At 70.0% G+C, this 16,092-nt stretch carries 20 protein-coding genes; 9 read left to right on the forward strand and 11 right to left on the reverse strand.

The window, feature by feature from the left end; genetic code table 11:
• Positions 1 to 83: 83 nt before the first annotated feature.
• A complete protein-coding gene (locus ACFYWJ_RS23610; RefSeq protein WP_355277965.1) occupies positions 84 to 386 on the reverse strand; it encodes a hypothetical protein in 303 nt (100 codons plus the stop codon).
• Between the two features lie 304 nt (positions 387 to 690).
• Between ACFYWJ_RS23610 and ACFYWJ_RS23615 the strand changes: the two genes are divergently transcribed.
• Genes ACFYWJ_RS23615 through ACFYWJ_RS23630 form a run of 4 tightly spaced genes read left to right on the forward strand, consistent with a single transcriptional unit; the run spans position 691 to position 3,111 of the window.
• Positions 691 to 1,428: a hypothetical protein gene (locus ACFYWJ_RS23615; RefSeq protein WP_355277967.1), complete on the forward strand. Its 738-nt coding sequence runs from the start codon at positions 691 to 693 to the stop codon at positions 1,426 to 1,428.
• Positions 1,425 to 1,991, forward strand: coding sequence for a twin-arginine translocation pathway signal (locus tag ACFYWJ_RS23620; protein WP_355277970.1), 567 nt, complete (start codon positions 1,425 to 1,427; stop codon positions 1,989 to 1,991). Before ACFYWJ_RS23615 ends, ACFYWJ_RS23620 begins: the two co-directional genes overlap by 4 nt.
• 58 nt (positions 1,992 to 2,049) lie before the next feature.
• Positions 2,050 to 2,865 (forward strand): dihydrodipicolinate reductase, encoded by an 816-nt coding sequence (locus ACFYWJ_RS23625; RefSeq protein WP_355277972.1) that lies wholly within the window; start codon positions 2,050 to 2,052, stop codon positions 2,863 to 2,865.
• A gap of 6 nt (positions 2,866 to 2,871) precedes the next feature.
• On the forward strand, positions 2,872 to 3,111 hold the full coding sequence (locus ACFYWJ_RS23630) for a hypothetical protein (protein ID WP_355277974.1): 240 nt from the start codon (positions 2,872 to 2,874) through the stop codon (positions 3,109 to 3,111).
• Positions 3,112 to 3,120: 9 nt separating this feature from the next.
• Here ACFYWJ_RS23630 and ACFYWJ_RS23635 read toward each other — a convergent pair whose 3' ends face one another.
• Positions 3,121 to 3,948, reverse strand: coding sequence for a CoA ester lyase (locus tag ACFYWJ_RS23635; protein WP_355277977.1), 828 nt, complete (start codon positions 3,946 to 3,948; stop codon positions 3,121 to 3,123).
• 193 nt (positions 3,949 to 4,141) lie between these two features.
• Between ACFYWJ_RS23635 and ACFYWJ_RS23640 the strand changes: the two genes are divergently transcribed.
• Both ACFYWJ_RS23640 and ACFYWJ_RS23645 read left to right on the forward strand, forming a co-directional pair.
• Entirely contained in the window at positions 4,142 to 4,735 is a 594-nt protein-coding gene (locus ACFYWJ_RS23640) for a hypothetical protein (protein ID WP_355277980.1), read from the forward strand.
• A gap of 58 nt (positions 4,736 to 4,793) precedes the next feature.
• Positions 4,794 to 5,078, forward strand: a complete 285-nt coding sequence (locus tag ACFYWJ_RS23645; protein WP_355277982.1) for a hypothetical protein — start codon at positions 4,794 to 4,796, stop codon at positions 5,076 to 5,078.
• 16 nt (positions 5,079 to 5,094) lie between these two features.
• On the opposite strand, the gene ACFYWJ_RS23650 is transcribed toward ACFYWJ_RS23645, so the two are convergent.
• Both ACFYWJ_RS23650 and ACFYWJ_RS23655 read right to left on the reverse strand, forming a co-directional pair.
• Positions 5,095 to 5,487 carry a DUF427 domain-containing protein gene (locus ACFYWJ_RS23650; RefSeq protein WP_355277985.1) on the reverse strand — a complete coding sequence of 131 codons (393 nt, stop codon included), beginning with the start codon at positions 5,485 to 5,487 and terminating at the stop codon, positions 5,095 to 5,097.
• An 11-nt stretch (positions 5,488 to 5,498) separates the two neighbouring features.
• Positions 5,499 to 6,380 (reverse strand): acyl-CoA thioesterase domain-containing protein, encoded by an 882-nt coding sequence (locus tag ACFYWJ_RS23655; protein WP_355277988.1) that lies wholly within the window; start codon positions 6,378 to 6,380, stop codon positions 5,499 to 5,501.
• Positions 6,381 to 6,507: 127 nt separating this feature from the next.
• Between ACFYWJ_RS23655 and ACFYWJ_RS23660 the strand changes: the two genes are divergently transcribed.
• Together ACFYWJ_RS23660 and ACFYWJ_RS23665 are read left to right on the forward strand one after the other, a co-directional pair.
• Positions 6,508 to 7,185, forward strand: coding sequence for a TetR/AcrR family transcriptional regulator (locus tag ACFYWJ_RS23660; protein WP_355277990.1), 678 nt, complete (start codon positions 6,508 to 6,510; stop codon positions 7,183 to 7,185).
• Positions 7,186 to 7,228: 43 nt separating this feature from the next.
• Complete coding sequence (locus tag ACFYWJ_RS23665) at positions 7,229 to 8,035, forward strand: acyl-CoA thioesterase domain-containing protein (RefSeq protein WP_355277993.1); 807 nt, start codon at positions 7,229 to 7,231, stop codon at positions 8,033 to 8,035.
• A 58-nt stretch (positions 8,036 to 8,093) separates the two neighbouring features.
• On the opposite strand, the gene ACFYWJ_RS23670 is transcribed toward ACFYWJ_RS23665, so the two are convergent.
• Together ACFYWJ_RS23670 and ACFYWJ_RS23675 are read right to left on the reverse strand one after the other, a co-directional pair.
• The gene (locus ACFYWJ_RS23670) at positions 8,094 to 9,593 is read right to left on the reverse strand and encodes a fatty acid--CoA ligase family protein (protein ID WP_355277996.1); all 1,500 of its coding nucleotides are present in this window, start codon (positions 9,591 to 9,593) and stop codon (positions 8,094 to 8,096) included.
• A 167-nt stretch (positions 9,594 to 9,760) separates the two neighbouring features.
• Complete coding sequence (locus tag ACFYWJ_RS23675; RefSeq protein ID WP_387162236.1) at positions 9,761 to 10,273, reverse strand: hypothetical protein; 513 nt, start codon at positions 10,271 to 10,273, stop codon at positions 9,761 to 9,763.
• A 188-nt stretch (positions 10,274 to 10,461) separates the two neighbouring features.
• Here ACFYWJ_RS23675 and ACFYWJ_RS23680 point away from each other — a divergent pair, with 188 nt between their 5' ends.
• On the forward strand, positions 10,462 to 11,010 hold the full coding sequence (locus ACFYWJ_RS23680) for a carboxymuconolactone decarboxylase family protein (RefSeq protein ID WP_355277999.1): 549 nt from the start codon (positions 10,462 to 10,464) through the stop codon (positions 11,008 to 11,010).
• Positions 11,011 to 11,053: 43 nt separating this feature from the next.
• Here ACFYWJ_RS23680 and ACFYWJ_RS23685 read toward each other — a convergent pair whose 3' ends face one another.
• The 5 genes from ACFYWJ_RS23685 to ACFYWJ_RS23705 are packed head-to-tail and all read right to left on the reverse strand — an operon-like array spanning position 11,054 to position 16,086.
• The gene (locus tag ACFYWJ_RS23685) at positions 11,054 to 12,229 is read right to left on the reverse strand and encodes an acyl-CoA dehydrogenase family protein (protein WP_355278002.1); all 1,176 of its coding nucleotides are present in this window, start codon (positions 12,227 to 12,229) and stop codon (positions 11,054 to 11,056) included.
• Positions 12,213 to 13,211: an acyl-CoA dehydrogenase family protein gene (locus ACFYWJ_RS23690; RefSeq protein WP_355278005.1), complete on the reverse strand. Its 999-nt coding sequence runs from the start codon at positions 13,209 to 13,211 to the stop codon at positions 12,213 to 12,215. Before ACFYWJ_RS23690 ends, ACFYWJ_RS23685 begins: the two co-directional genes overlap by 17 nt.
• Positions 13,212 to 13,224: 13 nt before the next feature.
• Positions 13,225 to 14,058, reverse strand: coding sequence for a mycofactocin-coupled SDR family oxidoreductase (locus ACFYWJ_RS23695; RefSeq protein WP_355278008.1), 834 nt, complete (start codon positions 14,056 to 14,058; stop codon positions 13,225 to 13,227).
• A gap of 42 nt (positions 14,059 to 14,100) precedes the next feature.
• The gene (locus tag ACFYWJ_RS23700) at positions 14,101 to 15,378 is read right to left on the reverse strand and encodes a cytochrome P450 (RefSeq protein ID WP_355278011.1); all 1,278 of its coding nucleotides are present in this window, start codon (positions 15,376 to 15,378) and stop codon (positions 14,101 to 14,103) included.
• A 57-nt stretch (positions 15,379 to 15,435) separates the two neighbouring features.
• Complete coding sequence (locus ACFYWJ_RS23705) at positions 15,436 to 16,086, reverse strand: hypothetical protein (RefSeq protein ID WP_355278014.1); 651 nt, start codon at positions 16,084 to 16,086, stop codon at positions 15,436 to 15,438.
• Between the last annotated feature and the right edge of the window lie 6 nt (positions 16,087 to 16,092).

Consider the following 16,092-nt stretch of genomic DNA (forward strand, 5'->3'; position numbering starts at 1 on the left):
GGAGTGCGATCACGGTCCGCGTCAGCACGAGCTGGACCCGCTGATCGCACGCGAGGCGCCGGGCGACCGCGCCGGTGCGCATGTCAGTCGCTCGCGGGCAACGGCGCGGCACCCTTGAGGGTCAGCCGCACCGTGCCGATGCTGAGCGCCCCGGCACCCGGCTTGGTCACCAGGATCTCGGCGCCGGTGTCGTCGACGTAGCGCTTGCCCAGCACGTTCCCGTCGGCGAAGTCGACATGCGGACTCGCCCCGGCGGTGACCTCGGTCCCCAGCGGCACCATCGGCACACCACCCGCGCGCAGGTCGTCGAGGCTGTCCGCCGGGCGAACCACGATGACTTCGGTGTCACAGACCTGACTGCGTAGCCGCGTACCGCTGGTGACCATTGTCGACCTCTCTACCCGCCCACACCGATTTACGATATCGGCATTCTCCTTGATCGAGAATATCATATTCACTCAGCGCTGATCACGATTCTTCAACCGAAACGACTGCACGGAAACGGTTCAGCCCGCACCGAACGGGTGGCGCCATGGGCACGTCTACCGCCGGATGCGTGCCGATTCGCCGTCGATCGCACCGCACCGGTGATAACGTAATTCTCGCAGCAGGAGAAGGTGCAAATCGCGTGGCATGACTCCGATACCGCGGACTCGGCGTCGACGATCGACCGGAAGTGGAAGCAGCACAATGAAACTCGACGAGCACGATGCCGACGCTCTGCACTTCGAGGCGCTGGAGGCCGAAGCGGAGGCGATCGCCGCCGAAGCGACCGCCGAGGCCGCCCGGGCCAGGGCGCGGGCGGCCCGGCTTCGCCGCCGGGCCGCGGCCACCGCCGATCGAGCACCGGCCGACCCACCTCCCGACGACTCCCCGCCCGCACCCGCCGGCGACGGCGACGGCTCCGATCGAGACGACACCGAGGTCCCGGCACCGCATCCCGCCCGTTTCCGCCACCGCTCGGTGGTGGCCGCGGCGGCCCTGACACTGATCATCGCCGTCGGCGCGAGCGGATACCTGGCCTGGCACCACCATCGGACCGCAGGCACCACCGAACAGGCCGCGGAGTTCGCCGCGGCGGCCGAGCAGGGTGTCGTCGCCCTGACCTCGCTCGACTTCAGCCGGGCCGATCAGGATGTCGACCGGGTCCTCGCGCTGTCGACCGGCGCATTCCGCAGCGACTTCGAAGGCCGGGCACAGGATTTCACCGCGGTGATCCAGCAGTCCAAGGTCGCCACCGCGGGGCGGGTGACCGCCGCTGCGGTCGAGTCCATGACCGAGACCTCCGCGGTCGTCCTCGTCGCGGCCACCTCGCAGGTCACCAATTCCGCCGGTGCGCAGCAGGAACCGCGCACGTGGCGCCTGAGCGTCACGGTGGCCCGCGACGGCGACCAGCTCAAGATGTCGAAGGTCGAGTTCGTCCCATGAGCACCGACTCCCCCACCCCACGGCCGCGGACTCGTCGCGGGCGGCTCGTCGCGGGATTGCGCGGCACAGGCACTCGCCTGCGCTCCGAGGCACGTGTCGCGGCGCTCATCCTGGTCGCGGCCGCCGCCGCGATCGCGGCGATCGTACTGTGGTCGACGCAGTACCGCCCCGACAGCGCGGTGGACACCACCGCCAAGCAGGCGGCGGTCGAGGCGGCCACGACCGGAACCGTGGCGCTGCTCTCCTACAAACCGGCCACGATCGACGAGGATTTCGCCGCCGCCCGAACACATCTCACGGGCGACTTCCTGGCCTACTACAGCCAGTTCACCCAGCAGATCGTCGCGCCGGCGGCCAAGGAGAAGTCGGTCACCACCGCCGCGGCCGTCGTGCGGGCCGCGACCGCGGAGATCGGCCCCGACCGGGCGGTGGTCCTGGTGTTCGTCAACCAGACCACGACGAGTGCCGACAAACCCGACCCGGCGATCACGGCGAGCAGTGTCCGGGTCACCCTGACCCGCGTCGACGAGGACTGGCGCATCTCCTCGTTCGATCCCGTCTGACCACCCGGCGTGCCCGCACCGCGGCGGCGCGGGCGGCGCATGACCGAAAGGCACTGCCGTGGAACCGGATACCTTGTACCGCAGCGCGATACGACCGCCGCCGCACCGCTACACGGTCGTCGTGTGGGCGTCCGGCTCGCTCGCCCGGCACCTCGCCGCCGCGGTCGGCGACCATCCGGGTCTCGACCTGCTCGCGGTCCGCACCGAACGGCATCCCGGCGACCGTGCCCGGCCGTCCGACGCGGACACCGACCGCGGGCGGACCTCCCAGGACGTCCTGACGCTCGCGCCGGACTGCGTGCTCTACATGCCGCGGAAGTTCGATGCCGACACGGTGTGCCGGTTGCTGATGGCCGGGATCAATGTGATCACAACCCGCAGCGACCTGCACCATCCCGACAGTATGGAGCCCACGCTGTGCGCCCGCCTCGAATCCGCCTGCTGGGCAGGCGGCGCGTCCCTGCACAGCACCGGCGTCAGCCCGGGCTTCGTGACCGAGCTGATGCCGATCACGATCGGCGCGGTCCAGCGGCGGATCGACACCGTGACGATCGACGAGTACACCGATCTCACCCGCAGCGCCCCGGCCGCGCCGGGACCGGGGATCGCCGCCTTCGGCGCGACCTGCCCAACGCACATGGATCCGCGGGCGCTGATCCGCTTCCAGCGGAGCTTCGGCCCGTCACTGCGCTTGGTCGCCGACGGCCTCGGACTCGCGATCGACACCATCGAAGTCGGTGGTGACTACGCCGTCTCGACGCACCCGGCGGGGTGCGGGCGCGACCGGATACCGGCCGGAACCGTCGGCGCGTACCGCTTGTCGCTGGTCGGCAGTCACTCCACTGTCCCTCGAATCGCTTACCGGGCGACGTGATATCGCGTGCCGGACCTGGATCCCGCGTGGCCGCTCGAGCACAACGGCTGGCGGGCCACCATCGTCGGCGATGCCGCGCCCGTCGAGATCATCGTGCGGACACCGGCCGCGTCCGGGTTGTCCGGGGGACTCGCCCCGGCCAACACCGCGCATCGCGCGGCGCGCACGATCCCGCTCCTGTGCGCGGCTCCTCCCGGCATCCGGACCAGCCTCGACCTGCCGCCGTCGGCGATGACCACCGTGTGAGTTCCGCCGTCAGCGCGACGCGATGCCCATCGAGTCCGCGCGTGCGACGATGCGACCGGCGTGGCTCAGGATGGGCGCGTCGACCATCCGTCCGTCGACCGCGAAGACTCCCCGCGCATTCCGCGCCAGCGCGAGCACGCGCCGCGCCCACTCGACATCACGCGGGTCGGGGCGGTAAGCGTCGGCGATGACCGGAACCTGCGTGGGGTGCAGGGCGACCTTGATGTCGAACCCGGACGCGACGGCGTCCTCGGCTTCGGCGGCGAGCCCGTCGAGATCGAGGATGTCGAGGAAGACACCGTCGACGGCGAGCTTGCCCTGGGCCTTCGCCGCGATCAGCGTCGTCGAGCGTAACTGCCGGGCGACATCACGATAGGTGCCGTCCGCCCGCCGCGACGAGCTCCCGCCCACAGCGGCGACCAGGTCCTCGGCTCCCCACATCACCGCGAGCACCGTTCGGGCCGCGGCGATCTCGTCCACCCGCCGGACCCCGGCCGGGGTTTCGACCAGCGCGATGATGTCGTAGCCGGCGAGCAGGGCGGGCAGGTCACCGGTTTCGGCTTTCGGGAGCATGAGGACCCGATAGGGCGTCTGGGCGAGCACGCGCAGGTCGAGCTCGACCTCCGGCGAATCGAGCGCGTTGATCCGGACGACCGTCCGCGCGGGATCCAGCCTGCAATCCCGGATCGCCTCGCGCGCCGCGGCTTTCGCATTCGCTCCGACACCGTCCTCCAGGTCCAGGATGACCACGTCCGCGCAGGCCGCCGCCTTGGCGAACCGCTCGGGCCGGTCCGCCGGGCAGAACAGCCACACGGGCCCCGGCGGTTCCCAGCTCATCGGCAGTCTCCGCGTGCGGGATCGGTGCGCTCCGGTCGGCGGCGGACTTCGACATGTTGATCCATGCCACTGACGATAACGCTGTTCTCGCTGCTGTAGCAACACTTCTCACACGATGCGTGCGGCGCGGATGCCATTTTCGTGGATATAGTGGAAATGACATTCTCCGACGGTCGAGAGAGACGGAACGATCATGACTTCGAACGAGGCCGAAGCACGGCGCCGGAGAACCGTCACGGTCCGGGCCACCGAGCCGAGCCCGCGACGGCGGTGCGACCACGGTCCTGGTCACGGGTCGCCGGAACCGGGTGCCAGCCTGCTGGCCGCGGCGCGGATTCTGCACGAACTGGCGCTGCCGCCCGCCGACGCCCGCGCCGTCCAGCAGCGGCTCAGCGCACTGCCCCGGCCGCGGGCCGGGCGATGCGAGCACTGCGACCACCCGCGGCTGCGCGGCCTGGTCGACTACGCGATCGAGCACATGGAACTCGCGGCCGAGGTGGCCCGCGCGCACGAGGTGATCGCCGTGGCACCGGAACTGGCGGAGATCCTCTGGATCGTGTCCGCCTGCGCCTGCCGGCTGGCGACCGACCTCGCCGTGCCGGCACCGCCACTGGTTTCGGCAGACGTACCCGCTCTGGCTCGCGGCGCCGAAGACGCGACGGCACGAATGCTGACCCGCTGGCGGCGCACCACCGGCGTCGACACCGCCCAGCGCGAACTCGGGCTCGAGCTCGAGACCGTGCTCCGGTCGCTCGACCGGATCGCCGCCACCCTCGCGCGCCGCTGACCACACCCGACCCCGCACGCACACAGATCGCCGGGCGACCGGCGAGAGAAGGACGATCATGCGAACCCGCATCGACCCCCGCGATACCGCGGGCCGTTCCGGCCCGCCCCGCAGCCGTCGCACCCGGCCGTCGCCCGCGCCCGCCGAGCCGGGGGCGAGCACGCGTGTGATGGTGCGCCAGGTGCTCGACTTCTTCGAGAAGTGCCCGGCGTGCGACTATCCCGCCGAGGCGACCGAGACCGTCGCCGTCTTCGGCGACGGACGCGTCGACACGACACTTCAGCCGACGTGCGGGCTGCCGTGTGGATGGCGGGGAACGCCCCGCGCGGGCCGACACCGGTGAGCAGGCCGGCTCCGACTCAGCGCCCGCTGACGGTGGGCGTGGCGACACCGACCCGCAGCGTCACCCGGTCCTGATAGAACGCCACGTGCCCCCGCAGCCGCGCGACCTGCGGGGTCGGGTCCTCATAACTCCACACCAGCGGTTCCCCGCCGTCCCCCGCGAAGCGCCAGTAGGTCGCCACTCCCTTGAACGGGCAGGTGCTGCTGTATCCCTCGGCGCGCGTCAATGGCACGCGGACATCGTCGCGCGGCAGATAGAAGACGAGGCCGTGGTCCTGCTCGTCGACCAGCTGGGCCCTGGTCGATTCCGCGATCAGCAGCCCGTCCAGCCGCGCGGTGACGAGATTGCGCCGGGCGTGGATGTCGACGCGGTAGTCAGGATGGTCGAGGAATCCTCGGTGTCCGGTCATCAGATCTCCTGTCAGAGCCGGGCCGCCACGGGCACGGCGTCGTCGTCGGCGCGCAGGCCGCGGATCATCGCCTCCTGCGTGAAAGAGGCGAGCAGACGGCCGTCTTCGGTGTGTACCAGGCCGTGCACACACGACATTCCGGCCCCGACCTGGATGCTCTCGTGGGAATACAGCAGCCATCCGTCCCAGCCGATCGGTTCGTGGAAACGCACCGCGACGGTCATCACCGCGGTCGACAGGCTGTGATGCGCCTGCGCGGTGCCCACGCCCGGATGGGCGCGCAAGGTGGTGGACACCGACAGGTGCCCGGTGAAATGCGCCAGCAGCGCCCTGGCCAGGTCGTCGCGCTCGGGCACCGGGTCGTAACGCACCCAGGCGTGCAGTTCCGGCGGCCCGAGCTCGGCGGGATCGTTGACGTCGGCGACGCCGACGACGCGCAGCTCCCGGCCTGCCATCGGCATGTCCGCGGGCAGTGCCGCCGCCGGGCCGGGCACCGCGGGACGCGGAGCGTGGTGTCGCACGACATCGGCCGACGGCACATCGGCCAGGACCGAGACGGTGGCGCACCGGCGGCCCGCCTGCTCGACCGCGACCACCGCAGCGGCCATGGACCGGCCACGATGGGTCACCTCGACCTCGAACCGCACCGGCGCCGCGGGGTCGACCGCCCGGGTGAAGACCGCGTGCGCGGAACGAACCACCTTGTCCGGCAGCACCTTCGCGGTCGCGACCAGGGATTGAGCCAGCAACTGGGTGCCGTCCACCACGTGTCGCGAACCACCGTCGCTGACGCCGGTGAAGCCGGTCGGGCCGTCGGGTTCGACATCGAAGATCCGCAGCATCCGCGACACGGACGACTCCGGCGCGGTCCGCTGCTCTGGTGTGATCGCCATCTGGGCCTCTCGCCTACCTCGGCATCCCTCGCCACGACAACATCCGCGATTGTGGGACGAGAATGCCATTCTTACAATACGGTAATCGATACTCCACACAGCCGCCAGGACGGAAACGGAGGGACCGGTGTCGATTCGTCACGACCCACCCCACAGCACCGCGGGCGACCGCGGCGAGCAACCCGCATGGAAGCAGCGCGCCGTAGAGCGGTCACTGCGCACCGCGACCCAGCGAGCGGGCGAGCGCGTGCAGCGCTTCCTGGACGCCGCCCAGGCGATCATCACCGAGCGTGGCACGACAGATTTCACCGTTCAGGAGGTCATCGACCGCTCGCGACAGTCCCTGCGCAGCTTCTACCTGCAGTTCGACGGCAAACACGAACTGCTGCTCGCCCTCTACGAAGACGCCGTGGCCCGGACGACGACACAGATCCGCGCGGCGACCGCGGGCCGCACCGATCCGCTCGATAAGCTGCGCACCGCGGTGGTGCTGCTGTTCCAGCTCTGCCGCCCCGACCCCGACGCGCACCGGCCGCTGTTCTCCGAATTCGCGCCGCAGCTGAGCGGATCCGATCCGGCCGAGGTGCGCTCCGCCCACGCCGCACTGTTCACGATGTTCGCCGAACTGATGACCGAGGCGAGCGCCGCCGCCCGGCTGCGCGGCGACCTGCACCCGCGACGGATGGCCGCCATGACGATGCACATGGCCATGACCCCGGGCGCCTCCGTCGGCGAGGGACGACCGCTCACCGCCGAGGAGATCTGGCACTTCTGCGCCCGTGGCATCGAAGCACCAGCAGAGTGACAATCCCATTCTCTCAAACGAGAATTCGATTTACACTAGCGGCATGCCCGATATGTGGAACGACCTACTCTCCTGCTTCGACCTGAAACCCGCGGTCGGCATCGACAACATCGCCCTGGTCGGCGAGAACCAGACCCTGCCGTATCACCGCGTCTTCGGCGGTCAGATCCTAGGACAGCTGATGGTGGCGGCCCGGCTCGCGTTTCCGGACAAGGCGGTGAAGTCACTGCACACCGTCTTCACCCGGGAGGGGCAGTCGGACACCCCGATCCGGTACCACGTGAACCCCCTGCACGAAGGCCGCTCGTTCGCCACCGCTTCGATCCTCGCCTGCCAGGGCGAGCAGGTGATCGCGACAGCCATTGCCTCGCTGCATGTTCCCGAACAGGGCTCGCAGCGCCAGAGCCTGCCCGCGGTCGGCCCTCTGCTCGGTCCCGAGTATCGGGTGGAGTTCCCGCTGCTGCCGTGGGAGGCGCGCGCGACCGACGACCTCGACAGCACCGCGGTCGCGGCACCGGACTACACGCTGTGGATGCGCACCCCGCCGGTCGAGCCGGAGCTGGGCGCGGCGCTCACCGCCTATGCCACCGATCTGACGCTGATCGGCACCGCGCTGCGGCCCGAGGAGGGAATCAGCCAGTCCGGCAACGGCACCCGATTCCTGTCCGCGGTCACCACCCACACGCTGTGGTTCCACCGGCCCGTCCGCAGCGACGTCTGGCAGGTGCTGCGCCAGCACAGCCCGATCCTCGCCGACGGTCGGATCTTCGGCCGCGGTGACGTCCTCACCGAAGACGGACAGCTGGTGGCCTCCTACGCCCAGGAGGCGATGTTCCGCCTGCGGTCGTGAGGTGGACGCACGGCCTGGGCCGCCGGTGCCTGACACCGAGGCGGCCCGGACCGGCAGCTCAGTGCCCGCTGTACTCCGCGACCAGGTCGCGCCGCAGGATCTTCCCGGTGGGCGTGGCGGGCAACGAGTCCCGGAAGACGACCCGGTCCGGGGTTCGTGAGCCGCGCAGGCCCGCGCGGGCGAAACCGCGCAGCTCCTCCGGATCCGGCGCGTGGTCACCACCGGGTACGACGACCGCCACGATGATCTGGCCCCACTGCACGTCATCGATACCGATGACCGCGACCTCGCGCACCTGCGGATGCTCCACCAGCACATCCTCGATCTCGGCCGGGGCGATGTTCTCGCCGCCGCGGATGATGGTGTCGTCGGAACGCCCGCCGATATACAGGAATCCGTCGCTGTCGAGGACGGCCACGTCCCTGGTCGGGAACCAGCCGTTCGCGTCGAGGACGGAGCCGATGCCGGTGTAGCGGCCCGATACCTGCGCCCCGCGGACGTAGAGCTCACCCGTCGCGCCCGCGGGCAGCACGGTGCCGTTCTCGTCACGGATCTGCAGTTCGATGCCGGGGACGGGGGTACCGACCGAACCCAGCCTGCGCGCCAGCGCGGGGTCGTCGGCGGCCAGAGCCGCGCGGTGGTCGTCGGGCCCGAGAACCGCGATGGTGGAACTGGTTTCGGTCAGGCCGTAGGCATTGACGAAGCCGGTGGCGGGCAGCAGCCGCAGCGCGGTCCGCAGCAGTGGCAGGGCGACCTTGGAACCGCCGTAGGCGAGAGTGCGCAGGGAGGGCAGCGTCGCGCCGGTGCGCTCGAGTTCGGCGACGATGCGAGCGAGCATGGTCGGCACGACGGTCGCCGTGGTCACCGACTCCCGGCGCACCGCGGCGACCCATGCGGCGGCGTCGAACGTGGGCAGATACACCACTTTCCGGCCGGCGTACAGATGCGACATCGCGGCGCCGACCCCGGCGATGTGATAGGGCGGCACGCACACCAGTGCCGCGTCCCGCGGTGCGGCAGAGGCGAAGTCGACCGTGCCGGTGATGTAGCTGACCAGGTTGTTGTGGGTGAGTTCGACCGCTTTGGGCGTCGAGGTCGTCCCGGAGGTGAACAGTACGACCGCCACCTGCTCGGGGTCCGCGTCCACGGCGGCGGGTTCGGCGGACGTGGCCAGCGCCAGGAACTTCGGCGAACGCAGCACGGTGACACCGGAACCGGACACTTCGCGCACGACTATGTCGTAGTACTCGTCGTCGCACACGAGCAGCGGCGCGTCCAGCCGGGCGATGAGCGCGCCGAGCGCCTCGGCGCCGAGGCGGTAGTTCAGCGGCGTGAACGGCACCGCCGCACCGGCGGCGGCGAACAGCAGCAGCGGCAGCAGATGCCCGCCGGTCCCCACGTAGGCGAGGCTGCGGGCCCCGGAGCCGGTCAGCACCGCGGCGCCGCCTTGGGACAGCACGCTCAATTCGGCTGCCGTCCACTGTGTCTCGCCGCAGGCCACCGCACAGCGGTCCGGGTCGTTCGACGCGGCCATGTCCAGCAGCAGCGAAATGCTCATGTCGCACCCTCTCCACGCGCACCGCCCGGCGGCATGCCGAGACCGCCACGGTGCTGCGATATCCCATTCTCCGTATCGGAGAATAACATATTCACCGATGCCATCGGCGAGCGAGAAGGTAGCGGAGACCGCGATCCGTGTGGGCCAGCCGGTCGAAAGCCGGTGGCTCACCCGATCTGGACGAGATCTGTTGCGCCCCACGTTCCGGTGACCAGGAGTTCACCGCAGCGGAACCGCTCACTCGTCTCCCCCGCGACCGTGGGCAGACCCACCGCCGTCAGCGCACAGTCCTTGAACGTCTGTGCCGCGACGCTGATCCGGTGGTGCACGGTGTCGAGCCTGCTGTCCAGGCTCGCGGGGACGGAATCTCCCCACACCACGACTTCGGCCCGGCCGTGATCCAGGCAGTCGAGCAGACCACGACGGACTCGCGCGTCGGCGGTGAACAGGTCGGCGGCGACGGCCAGTGCGTGCGGCCACGGATCGTGCGCCGCCGCGGCGAGCGAGGTGTCCAGCTCGAGCACGCTCGCGCCGAGGATCTCCACCGAGCCGCCGTCGCGAGTATCCGCCAGCACCACGGTGACTTCCCAGCCCGCCATCGTGCGGTCACACAACCAGCCGCCCGCGTGGCGCACCACATCGGCGGCCGTGCCGGCCACCACCGCGAGGCGGTAGCGCAGATTGTGCCGCCGGATCTCGGCCCGCCGCTTCGGCGCCGATCCGCCCGGGGCGCCGCGAAAGTCCTGCGCAGTCATGCGATTCCACCTCTAAGCATCACGCTCTCCAATTGAGAGAAGTATATTCTCACAGCAGAAGAATCGAATCAGCAATGGCGTGCGGTCACTCGCGCGCCGGAGAGGAGGCCGACATGGCTCTGCCCCCGCTTCCCGAGGATCAATGGAACGACGAGGTCGACGCCGCGCTGGCGCGCATGCTGCCCCCGGAGCGCCGCACGCCGGCCCAGGCGGGAAACGCCCTGTCGGTCCTGGTCCGCCATCCCCGGTTGACCCGCGCCTTCCTCGGGTTCAACACGCACCTGCTGTTCGCGTCCACGCTAGAACCCCGGTTGCGTGAGCTGGCGGTGCTGCGGGTGGCCCACCGTCGCGACTGCGCCTACGAATGGCACCATCACGCCGAGATGGGGCGGGCCGCGGGACTGACCGACGCCGAGATCGACGCGGCGCGGCGGGTCGGCACCGCGCCAGGGGAATTCGATCGCCTGGTCCTCGACGCCGTCGACGAACTGGACGAGAAGTCCGCGCTGTCCGACGAGACGTGGACCGCGCTCGGCGCCCGGCTGGACGACCGTCAACGGATGGATTTCGTCTTCACCGTGGGCTGCTATACGACATTGGCCATGGCGTTCAACACCTTCGGTGTCGCACTGGACGAGACCGCGGGCCGCCCGCGGCACTGAGACCGGAAGCGCGCGAGCCCACCGGCTCGCGCGCCTGTCCCGGTCAGGCTCTGGGCAGACCGAGCACCCGCTGGGCGATGATGTTGCGCTGGATCTCAGAGGTGCCACCGGCGATGGTCCCGGAGAAACTGCGCAGGTAGCGCTCGAACCAGCCACCGGAGAAGTTCTCCAGATTCAGCGGATTCGGCGGCGAGGTCACCGCCGGGTGCGCCAGCCCGTCCGCGCCGACGGCGTCGAGTGCCCGCTCGGCGGCCGACTGCACCGCCTCGGAGCCGAGCACCTTGAGCACCGAGAGCGCGGGCACATCCTGCTCACCGCGCGATTCCCTGGCCAGCGCCGCCGAACCGAGCAGGCGCAGCGCGTAGCTGTCCATCACCAGGCGCGCGTAGGCGTCACGGTCGAGTTCGGTGCGCGGGCGGAAGTCGGCCACGAGGTCTTCGAGCCGATCCGCGAATCCCAGCCACAGCAGGGTGCGTTCGTGCCCGAGCGACCCGTTGGCCACCGACCAGCCCTCGTTCTCGGGTCCGACCCGGTTGGCCACCGGCACCCGCACACCGTCGAAATAGACCTCGTTGAAGTCCAGATCGTCGGGCGCGCAGGCCGACGGGAACGGCCGCCGCGTGATGCCAGGGGCGTCGGTCGGGATCAGCAGCACGCTGATCCCCTGGTGCTTGGGGGCATCCGGGTCGGTGCGCACGAAGGTGAGCAGCACATCGGCGTGGTGGGCGCCGGAGGTCCACACTTTCTGCCCGTCCACCACGTAGTGGTCGCCGTCACGGATCGCCCTGGTCCGCAATCCGGCCAGGTCCGACCCGGCGCCCGGCTCGCTCATGCCGAGTGCAGCGGTGATCTCGGCCCGCAGAATCGGGATCGCCCACTGCCGCTGCTGTTCGGCGGTGCCGAACGACAGCAGCGAGGCGGCGATGATGCCGACGCCCTGCGGATTGAAACTGTGATAGATCCGCCGCTTGGACAGCTCCTCGTGAAAGACGTACTGCTGCAGCACCGAGGCGTTGCGGCCGCCGAATTCCGGGGTGTTGCCGGGCAGCAGCCACCCGTTGTCGAAGAGCAGCCGCTGCCAGCGCCGAGCCCAGTCCGGCACGTGCGCACTGGATTCCGAACGCTGCGCCGCCTCGTCCTCGCCGGGCAGGTGCTCGGCGAGGAAGGCGACGAACTCCGCGCGGAACGCCTCGACGTCGTGATCAAAGCTGAGTTGCACGGTATTCCTCCGTCACGAGTGCTCGGTGCTCGGCGGCGCCGCCGAGCAGCAGCTCCCCCGCCTTCGCGCGTTTGAGCGCGAACTGCAGGTCGTTCTCCCAGGTGAAGCCCATGGCGCCGAAGAGCTGGACGCCGTGCCGGAACACCAGCGACTGGCACTCGCCCGCCGCGGCTTTGGCCATCGAAGCCGCCAGCCGCCGCCGTGGATCGTCGGCGGCCAGACACAGCGCGGCGAAGAAGCCCAGTGCCCGCGCCCGTTCGATCGCCACGTGCATATCGGCCGCCTTGTGCTGCACCGCCTGGAACGATCCGATCGGCACCCCGAACTGGGTGCGGCCCCGCACATGGTCGAGTGCCATGTCCAGGATCCGGCGGCAGGCACCGACCGTGGTCAGCGCCAGCCCGGTGAGCGCGACCTGACGGGCGCGCGCCACCTCGACCTCGACCCGGTCGGCCCGGCGCACCGCGACCTCATCGAAGGTGACCTCGGCCAGATGCAGCACCGGATCGAAAACCGGTGTGCGGCGGGTGATCACCGCCTCGGCGGCGACCACGAACACCCCGGCGTCGGTGACCACCGCGAGCTGTTCGGCCCGGTCACCGTCGAGTACCTGCCCGGCGGTGCCGGACAGCCGCCAGCCCGCGCTGTCGCGGGCGGCGGTGACCCCGCCGTACACCGCCGCACCCGGCCGGTCGAGGCGTCCCACGCCCGGCACCAGCGGCGCGAACTGGGTCATCGTCGCGAGGAACGGCGTCGGGTCGGTGGCCCGGCCCAGTTCCTCGCAGACGATGCCCAGCTCGACCGCGGCACCGGACTCGGTGAGTTCGGTCCAGCCGAGACCGACATAGGTCTGCCACAGGGCGGCGGGGTCGGCGCCCTTGTCCGCGATGTCCCGGATCAGGGACGGCGGGCACTCCTTGGCCGCGACCTCACGCACGATCTCGCGCAACAGCCGCTGCTCGGAGTCGAACTCGAACAGCATCGCTTCGGCTCCGCTACTTCAGCATGCTGCCGGCGTCGACCGGCAGCGAGACACCGGTGATGAACCGGGCCTCGTCGGAGACCAGGTAGAGCACCGCGTTGCTGACATCCACCGGATCCACCCACGGCGTGGGCAGGGTGTGGAACATCCGGCAGATCGGCTCGAGGTCGGCCGGGCCCGGGTTCTCCAGGTCGGGCCGGAACAGCTTGTAGGTGCCCTCGTTGAGCAGCATGGAGGTGCTGACGTGGGTGGGGTGCACCGAGTTGACGCGGATGGACTGGTGCCCGTGCTCCACGGCGAAGGTGCGCATGAGCCCGACCACGCCGTGCTTGGCCGCCACGTAGTGGCCGACGTTCGGGTAGGCCTTGAGGCCACCCACCGAGCCGGTCAGCACGACCGCGCCGCCACCGGCTGCGACCAGATGCCCGACACCGGCTTTCACGGTCTTCCAGACGCCGCCGAGGTTGACGGCGATCATGTCGTCCCACAGCGTCTCGTCGAGGTCGGCCAGTGCGCCACCCTCGTTGCCGATGCCGGCGTTGGCGACGATGATGTCGAGCCTGCCCAGCTGCTCGACGCCGCTGTCCACCGCGGCTTTGAGCGCGTCGTAGTCACGCACGTCCACCTCGGCGGTCACCACGCGCCTGCCTTCGGCCTTCACCAATTCCGCGGTCTCGGCCAGGTCCTCGGGCGTGGACATGGGGAAGGGCACGTTGTCGAGCTGCTTGCAGACATCGATGGCGATGATGTCGGCGCCCTCCTGCGCCAGCCGTACCGCGTGGCTGCGGCCCTGGCCGCGTGCCGCGCCGGTGATGAAGGCGACCTTACCGTCGACTCGTCCGGTCATCGTGAACCTCTTTCTCTGGGAAACCCAGCGTCCGTGGGTGATTCAGGGGTTGGGGGTGAAGGTGATGTGCAGGTCGGACAAGCCGCGCAGGATGAAGGTCGGCTCGTAGCGGTAGGTCCGGTCACCGGCGGGGCCGTGCTGTTGCTCGTCGATGCGGATGTCGAGCATCCGGTCCAGAATCCGCTCGATCGACACCCGCCCCTCGACGCGCGCCAGCGGAGCGCCGGGGCACGAGTGCACGCCGCGTCCGAAGGCCATGTGCTCGCGGAAGTTGGTGCGGCCCAGCTGGAATTCGTGAGGATTCTCGAAGCGGCGCGGGTCACGGTTGGCCGCACCGGGGCAGACCATCACCGTCGAGCCGACCGGGATGTCGACGTCACCGACAGTGGTGGCGCGCTTGGCGAGCCGGAACCCGGACTTCACCGGCGCGTCCAGCCGCAGGGTCTCCTCGATGAAGGCGGGGATCAGGCTGCGGTCCGCGCGCAGCGCCTGCTGCACCTCGGGATGATCACCGAGGATGCGCAGGGCCGCGCTGAGCAGTTTGGCGGTCGTCTCCTGACCCGCGCCGAAGAGGAAGGTGGCCGAGCGGACCACATCGATCACCTCGGGCGTGGAGCCGTCCGGGTACTTCGCCAGCGCGAGCGAGGTCAGCACGTCGTCGCGCGGGTTCTCGCGGCGCTCGGAGATGTAGCCGACGAACTTCTCGTCGAGCCATTCCAGCGGATTGGACGCGACGATCTCGTTGTCGAGCGCCCCGACCCTGGCACCGGGCCGCTCGGCGCCGAGCACGATCCGGAACTGCTCGTGATCCTCCTCGGGCACCCCGAGCATGTCGGCGACCACCAGCAGCGAGAACGGCTTGGCGTAGTCGACGAGGAACTCCGACCTGCCCGCGGACAGGAACTCGTCGAGCTGGCGGTCTGCCAGCCGCCACATGAACTCCTCGTTCTCCTTCAGCCGCGCCGGGGTGAGCAGCCGGTTCAGCAACGACCGCGCGTAGGTGTGCTGGGGCGGGTCCATCGTGACCATGTGCTCGTACATCGGCAGTTGCGAGCGGTGCTGCTCGAGCAGCTCGGTGATGTCGTCGCCCTCGATGGCGAAGGGCAGCGGCGGGAACGGGCCGCCGACCGAGATGGCCGAGGAGAACAGGTTCGCGTCGCGCAGCACCTCCATCGACTCGGCGTACCCGGTCACCGCGTACACCCCGTACTGCGATTCCTTCGTGACCGGGCACTTCGCGCGCAGGTGATCGAAATAGGGGTGGGGATCGGGCACCAGGGCCGGATCGGTGAAGTAGTCGACGGTGTCGAAATCGGTCATTCGGATACTCCTCGCAAACAACGGTGGGGGAAGGCACGGGCCGGATGCCCGCCGAGATCAGGGCAGATAGACCCGGCTCGCGAGCCAGCGGCCGTCGACGAGCCGCATGGTCATCAGGACCCGGCTGCGATCGACCCGGGGATCGGTGGCGGCGGCATTGGTGACGGTCTGGTCGATGAACAGCAGCACCTCGACCTCGGTCTCGGTCGCCGACTTCACCGCCGCCTCCAGCACCGCGCCCTTCCCGGTCGCCTTGTTCTCCTGCAGCAGTTCGCGCAGCTGGCCGCTCGAGCGGGTGTACATGTCGCGGAATTCGCCGGTCGATCCGTCGAGCACGGCGGCGAAATCGCTGTCGAGGCGGCTGGAGTCGACGCTGGTCAGGGTCACCGCGTAGGCGCGGGCGGCCTGCAGCGCCGCGGCGGCGGCGTCGTCGACCGCCCGCTCCTGCCGCAGCTGCCAGCCCAGAACCCCGGCGGCGCCGAGCGCGACGACCGCCAGCAAAGCCATGACGGGCAGAGCCGAACGGCGGGCGACGACGAGCACGCGCGCGACCATCAGCAGCAACCGGTACCGCAGGGGTATTCCGGCGGGGGCGGCGTCGGCGGACTCCGCCGACGGCGAATCCTGTGCCTCGACAGGCTCCTTCGGCTCGCCGTCGGCGAGCGGTTCGGTCTTCCGGTCGACTACGACAGTGTCGGTATCACTCATGGCGTC

The sequence above is a fragment of the Nocardia sp. NPDC003269 genome (assembly GCF_042888005.1).
In the GTDB taxonomy this organism is placed as follows: domain Bacteria; phylum Actinomycetota; class Actinomycetes; order Mycobacteriales; family Mycobacteriaceae; genus Nocardia.

Bases quoted from the DNA above. Each gene is read 5' to 3' on its own strand.
- ACFYWJ_RS23610 (WP_355277965.1), bottom strand. From the start codon at position 386: ATGGTCACCAGCGGTACGCGGCTACGCAGTCAGGTCTGTGACACCGAA.
- ACFYWJ_RS23615 (WP_355277967.1), top strand. From the start codon at position 691: ATGAAACTCGACGAGCACGATGCCGACGCTCTGCACTTCGAGGCGCTG.
- ACFYWJ_RS23620 (WP_355277970.1), top strand. From the start codon at position 1,425: ATGAGCACCGACTCCCCCACCCCACGGCCGCGGACTCGTCGCGGGCGG.
- ACFYWJ_RS23635 (WP_355277977.1), bottom strand. From the start codon at position 3,948: ATGAGCTGGGAACCGCCGGGGCCCGTGTGGCTGTTCTGCCCGGCGGAC.
- ACFYWJ_RS23640 (WP_355277980.1), top strand. From the start codon at position 4,142: ATGACTTCGAACGAGGCCGAAGCACGGCGCCGGAGAACCGTCACGGTC.
- ACFYWJ_RS23645 (WP_355277982.1), top strand. From the start codon at position 4,794: ATGCGAACCCGCATCGACCCCCGCGATACCGCGGGCCGTTCCGGCCCG.
- ACFYWJ_RS23650 (WP_355277985.1), bottom strand. From the start codon at position 5,487: ATGACCGGACACCGAGGATTCCTCGACCATCCTGACTACCGCGTCGAC.
- ACFYWJ_RS23655 (WP_355277988.1), bottom strand. From the start codon at position 6,380: ATGGCGATCACACCAGAGCAGCGGACCGCGCCGGAGTCGTCCGTGTCG.
- ACFYWJ_RS23665 (WP_355277993.1), top strand. From the start codon at position 7,229: ATGCCCGATATGTGGAACGACCTACTCTCCTGCTTCGACCTGAAACCC.
- ACFYWJ_RS23670 (WP_355277996.1), bottom strand. From the start codon at position 9,593: ATGAGCATTTCGCTGCTGCTGGACATGGCCGCGTCGAACGACCCGGAC.
- ACFYWJ_RS23680 (WP_355277999.1), top strand. From the start codon at position 10,462: ATGGCTCTGCCCCCGCTTCCCGAGGATCAATGGAACGACGAGGTCGAC.
- ACFYWJ_RS23690 (WP_355278005.1), bottom strand. From the start codon at position 13,211: ATGCTGTTCGAGTTCGACTCCGAGCAGCGGCTGTTGCGCGAGATCGTG.
- ACFYWJ_RS23695 (WP_355278008.1), bottom strand. From the start codon at position 14,058: ATGACCGGACGAGTCGACGGTAAGGTCGCCTTCATCACCGGCGCGGCA.
- ACFYWJ_RS23700 (WP_355278011.1), bottom strand. From the start codon at position 15,378: ATGACCGATTTCGACACCGTCGACTACTTCACCGATCCGGCCCTGGTG.
- ACFYWJ_RS23705 (WP_355278014.1), bottom strand. From the start codon at position 16,086: ATGAGTGATACCGACACTGTCGTAGTCGACCGGAAGACCGAACCGCTC.